Origin of the sequence: Actinobaculum sp. oral taxon 183 str. F0552, assembly GCF_000466165.1 — a bacterium.
Taxonomy (GTDB): domain Bacteria; phylum Actinomycetota; class Actinomycetes; order Actinomycetales; family Actinomycetaceae; genus Peptidiphaga.
In genome coordinates this window covers 8,016-12,785 of sequence record NZ_KE951441.1, presented here as the reverse complement: position 1 = coordinate 12,785, position 4,770 = coordinate 8,016, and the positions used below count along the sequence as shown (strand labels likewise).

At 70.5% G+C, this 4,770-nt stretch carries 5 protein-coding genes; 4 read left to right on the top strand and 1 reads right to left on the bottom strand.

Annotation, left to right across the window (positions count from 1 at the left end; translation table 11 throughout):
* Positions 1 to 143: 143 nt before the first annotated feature.
* Complete coding sequence (locus HMPREF0043_RS07110) at positions 144 to 656, top strand: toxin-antitoxin system HicB family antitoxin (RefSeq protein WP_021602321.1); 513 nt, start codon at positions 144 to 146, stop codon at positions 654 to 656.
* 44 nt (positions 657 to 700) lie between these two features.
* Entirely contained in the window at positions 701 to 1,567 is an 867-nt protein-coding gene (locus tag HMPREF0043_RS07105) for a DUF4097 family beta strand repeat-containing protein (RefSeq protein WP_021602320.1), read from the top strand.
* A 26-nt stretch (positions 1,568 to 1,593) separates the two neighbouring features.
* Here HMPREF0043_RS07105 and HMPREF0043_RS07100 read toward each other — a convergent pair whose 3' ends face one another.
* Positions 1,594 to 2,172, bottom strand: a complete 579-nt coding sequence (locus HMPREF0043_RS07100; RefSeq protein WP_040318095.1) for a PH domain-containing protein — start codon at positions 2,170 to 2,172, stop codon at positions 1,594 to 1,596.
* Between the two features lie 118 nt (positions 2,173 to 2,290).
* On the opposite strand from HMPREF0043_RS07100, the gene typA reads away from it, so the two are divergent.
* A complete protein-coding gene (typA, locus tag HMPREF0043_RS07095) occupies positions 2,291 to 4,213 on the top strand; it encodes a translational GTPase TypA (protein WP_021602318.1) in 1,923 nt (640 codons plus the stop codon).
* Positions 4,210 to 4,557, top strand: coding sequence for a hypothetical protein (locus tag HMPREF0043_RS07090; RefSeq protein ID WP_021602317.1), 348 nt, complete (start codon positions 4,210 to 4,212; stop codon positions 4,555 to 4,557). The genes typA and HMPREF0043_RS07090 overlap by 4 nt, the downstream gene beginning before the upstream one ends.
* Positions 4,558 to 4,770 lie beyond the last annotated feature (213 nt).

The following is a 4,770-nucleotide window of genomic DNA, read 5'->3' as shown; positions in this document are numbered from 1 at the left end:
GACGGCGCCCGACCCTGCACCGCCAGCCGCGGGGGGGGCCGCCTCCGGCGAGCCGGCTCCAGCTGGCCCGCCGGAGCCGCGCGCCCAGCATCATGGCGTCACACCCCCTTGACATGACGTCGTATAGGCGTCACAATGGTGTCATGAAGATGTCGAACCATGCGGACGCTCTGCGCGAGGCCCTCGTCCGCTCGGCGGGCCTGGGCGACGAGCGCGCACGCAGGATCGCCGGCGACCTCGTCGACGCGGCCGGGCCGGCCCTGCAGTTGCAGACGCTCGCCATCGCCGCCGACCTCGCCGCCGAGGTCAACCGCCTCACCGACGCCGTCCACGTCGACGTCATCGTGACCGAATCGGGGGCCGACCTTCGCGTCACGCCGCTGGAAGCGGAGGCCCCCGGGCCGGCCGAACCTCCGCCGCTCGAACCCTCCCCGCCCCAGGCCGGAGGGGAGGAGACAGCGCGGGTCACCCTGCGCATTCCCGAAGGTTTGAAGAAGCGGATCGACGGGCGTGCGCGCGCGGCCGGCGTCTCCCTCAACTCCTGGATCCTGCGGGCCATCCTCTTGGCCAGCCAGGACGGCCCGCCGCGCGGCGGGCCGGCGCGGCGGCCCGGCTCCACGGGCCTCGGCGATTCGCTGCGCGGCTGGGCGAGCTGAGCCAGGCCCGCGCCTTAAGCCACACCACCTAGAAGGAGAACAGCATGTCACGGCAATGGCGGAACGCATTTCCCAGCTCCGGCGTCAAGCGGAGCCGCAGCGGCTCCTATCCGCTCGGCGAGGGGCCCCTCGCCCTCCACATCGAGAACGCCCTGGGCGACGCGACGATCGTCGTCGATCCGCGAGCCGACGGAATCCAGTGGATGGTGGAGGGAAAGGCCGAGGCCGTCGACCGCACCGACGTCAGCTGCGTGGACGGCGTCCTCCAAGTGATCCACGGCGGCAGGCGCTCCCTGTTCGGCGAGCGCATGACCGCCTCGATCGTCAGGAACGACGACGTGGACGTCTACCTGACCGTCCCCCGCCGGCCCGCCAACGCGTACGTCAACCTCGCGTTGGGCGACCTGGAGGTGCGAGGCGCCGAATTCGGGCCCGCGACGGTCCGCATCGGAAAGGGCGACGCCGAATTCGAGGCGCTCGGCCCCGGCCCGGCGGCTCTGGCCGACGCCGATCCGCATACGCCCGGCGCCCCCGCGGGCGCCGAGGCGGCGACGGAGAGCGTCGTCGACGTCAAAATGGGCGATATCGAGGTCGGAACCGGCGGCCGCCTGCGCCTGAGCACGAAGGCCGGGGATGTCGACGTCCACGACATGACGGGGGACGTCACCGTCAAAGTGGGAGCCGGTGACACCGCCGTCGGCTCGATACGCCGGGGAGACCTCGTCGCCGAGAGCGGCCTGGGCGACATCCACGTGGGCGTGCCCCGGGGAACCGCGGTCCTCCTGGACTGCCACAGCAGCGTGGGCGACGTCGACTCGCGTCTGACCGCGGGCGAGCCCGACCCCCAGGCGCCCCGCGTCTCCATCGCCGCCAAGACGAGACTGGGAGACGTCAAGATCGGCTACGCCTGACCGCGTCCCCGCCCGCGCCGCAGGCCCTATCCCAGGGAGAGGAAGGTCCCCAGGAGGAGGCAGGCGAACCCGGCGGCCCCGACGGCGATGCCTTCGACGTTCCACTCGCTCGTGTGGGCGAGCGAGCGCGGATTGCGACGCGGCGGGAACTCCTCTTGCATGTCCTCGATGAGGTTGTAGGCCGCCCGCGTCGAGCAGGTCGTCTTGTGGACGCCCGAACGGATGAACGCGACGGAGCGGGACGCCGCCCGATGGCCGCGGGAGGCGCCCGAGCCTCCGAAGGACCGGACGGCGATCGGCCTGCCCTTGGCGGGGGTGAGCTTGAGGCCCCACCGCGTCTCGGTGGCGGCCAGCTGCCCGAAGGGGATGAATACGCGTCGCAGGGTGTTGTGAATCCCCACACCGTCGGCATTGACCTCGAGATGGGGCATGAGGTAGAAGGCCCAGGCGATCAGGCACAGCCCCACCGAGAAAAGCCCGGTATGCCCGAGATCTTTCAGGCCCGTCTGCGTCAGCTGGACGACGAACAGCGTGGCCCCCAGGGCCGCTAGGCCGACCGCGGTGACGTACTGGGATGACGTGCGCAACAGGTATCGGGGTTCCATGGTGCTCATCTTCGCCCATGAGCGCGTAGAATCGAAAACCGGCGTATCGCGCGCCAGCGTTGAAGGCGCCCCACGGGCCCAAGCTTGCACGGGGCAGGGTAGAGCAAAGGACCCTTATTTGAGCATCCGGACGGATCTGCGAAACGTGGCCATCGTGGCACACGTCGACCACGGCAAGACCACACTCGTGGACGCCATGCTATGGCAGTCCGGCGCATTCGGAGAGCGCGCGACGGTGGAGAAGACCGGCGAGCGGGTCCTGGACTCCGGGGATCTCGAACGCGAAAAGGGCATCACGATCCTCGCCAAGAACACCTCCGTCCGCTACACGGGCCCCTCGGCCGCCCGGTTCGGCGCCCCCGGAGGCGTGACCGTCAACGTCGTCGACACCCCCGGGCACGCCGACTTCGGCGGCGAGGTCGAACGCGGCCTGTCGATGGTCGACGGCGTCGTCCTGCTCGTCGACGCCTCGGAGGGGCCGCTGCCGCAGACCCGGTTCGTCCTGCGCAAGGCCCTGGAGGCCGGGCTGCCCGTCATCACGATCGTCAACAAGGTCGACCGCCCGGACGCGCGCATCGACGCCGTCGTCAACGAAACCCAGGACCTCCTCCTGTCCCTGTGCTCCGACCTGGAAGACCAGGACGGGCAGGCCCTCGACCGCCTCCTGGAGGTCCCCGTCGTCTACTGCTCGGCCAAAGCCGGCCGGGCCGACACCCGCCGGCCCGAGGACGGGACGCTCCCCGCCAGCCCCGACCTCGAACCGCTCTTCGAGGCGATCCTCCACTACATCCCCGCGCCCGTCTACGACGAGGCCGCGCCGCTGGTCGCCCAGGTGACCAACCTCGACGCCTCGCCCTTCCTCGGGCGGCTCGCGCTCATCCGGGTCTACTCCGGCGAACTCCGCAAAGGCGCCTGGGCGGGGTGGGCCCGCAAGGACGGGACCCTGTCCAAGGTCCACGTCTCCGAACTGCTCGCGACCAACGGCCTGACCCGGGAGTCCGCCCGAGTCGCCCGGCCCGGCGACATCGCCGCCGTGGCGGGCATCGCCGACATCACCATCGGCGACAGCCTCGTCGACCCCGAGGATCCGCGGCCGCTGCCGCCCATCCGCATCGACGACCCCGCCATCTCCATGACCGTCGGCGTCAACACGTCCCCGCTGGCCGGCGAGGTCTCCGGCCACAAGCTCACCGCGCGCCAGGTCAAGGACCGCCTCGACGCCGAACTCGTCGGCAACGTCTCGATCCGAGTGCTCCCCACCGACAGACCGGACCAGTGGGAGGTCCGGGACCGGGGCGAGCTCGCGCTGGCGATCCTCGTCGAACAGATGCGGCGCGAGGGCTTCGAGCTGACGGTCGGCAAGCCGCGGGTGGTGACCAGGCACGTGGACGGCGCCGTCCACGAGCCGATGGAGCGCGCGACCGTCGACGTCCCCGAGGAGTTCCTGGGGGCCGTCACGCAGATCATGGCCGGGCGGCGAGGCCGGATGGAGACGATGTCGAACCACGGCTCGGGATGGGTCCGCATGGAGTTCACCGTGCCCGCACGCGGCATGATCGGCTTCCGCTCCCAGTTCCTCACCCAGACCCGCGGCACCGGGGTCGTCTCCTCCATCGCGGACGGGTACGCCCCCTGGCAGGGTGAGATCGCCTCCCGGACAACGGGCTCGCTCGTCGCCGACCGTGCGGGCCAGGTCACGGCCTACGCCCTCCAGAGGCTCGAAGACCGCGGCACCTTCTTCGTCGAGCCCGGGCAGGAGGTCTACGAGGGCCAGGTCGTCGGCGAGAGTCCGAGGGCCGACGACATGGACGTCAACGTCGTGCGCCCCAAGGAGATGACCAACATGCGCTCGTCTACGGCCGAGGTGTTCGAAACCCTCCAGGCACCGCGCAGGCTCACGCTCGAGGAGGCGATCGAGTTCGCCTCCGAGGACGAATGCGTCGAGGTCGTCCCGCAGGCCGTGCGCATCCGCAAGGTCGTCCTCGACGCGAGCGAGAGGTACAAGACCCATGCCCGGGCGAGGAGAGAGCGGAAGCGATGAGGAATCTCCTGGAGAGCCTGGCGGGCGCGCTCGCGGGCTTCGCCGTCGGACTCCTGGCGACGGTCGTCCACGCCGGACCCGTCGATCTGCCGATCGTCGGGCTCCTCCTGGCGTGCGGCATCGTGGCCAGCGGCTCTTGGTTCGTCATGGAGATGGGCTGGACGCGGGCGTGGTTCGCGGGGCTCGTCGGCATCGCGGGGGCGAGCGTGTGGTTGCTCATGTTTCCTCCCGCCAATGACGCCTTCGTTTCCACCGAGCAGTGGGTTTCCGTGGCCTGGCTGGCCCTGGCGCCGCTGTCGGCCGCGATTCCCGCGATCTGGACCACCCGTCGTCGTGACAGGTGAGCGTTACACTGTCGGAGACAGTTTCAGAAGAAAGGTTCAATTGTGGATCGAGAGGCTGAGAGCACCAAGGGTGCCGGCGACGCTCAGGAGGGGCAGTCCCTGAGCGATTCGGCGCAGAGTGCCCGCGCGCCCGGCGGGAGGCCAGGAGACAGGCCTAATCCCGGACCCGATGCCGAATCGGCCGACGGCGCCGACGCCCGCCATGACGGCGGG

Coding starts and splice junctions, on each gene's coding strand:
- HMPREF0043_RS07100 (WP_040318095.1), bottom strand. CDS start 2,172: ATGGAACCCCGATACCTGTTGCGCACGTCATCCCAGTACGTCACCGCG.
- HMPREF0043_RS07105 (WP_021602320.1), top strand. CDS start 701: ATGTCACGGCAATGGCGGAACGCATTTCCCAGCTCCGGCGTCAAGCGG.
- HMPREF0043_RS07110 (WP_021602321.1), top strand. CDS start 144: ATGAAGATGTCGAACCATGCGGACGCTCTGCGCGAGGCCCTCGTCCGC.
- HMPREF0043_RS07090 (WP_021602317.1), top strand. CDS start 4,210: ATGAGGAATCTCCTGGAGAGCCTGGCGGGCGCGCTCGCGGGCTTCGCC.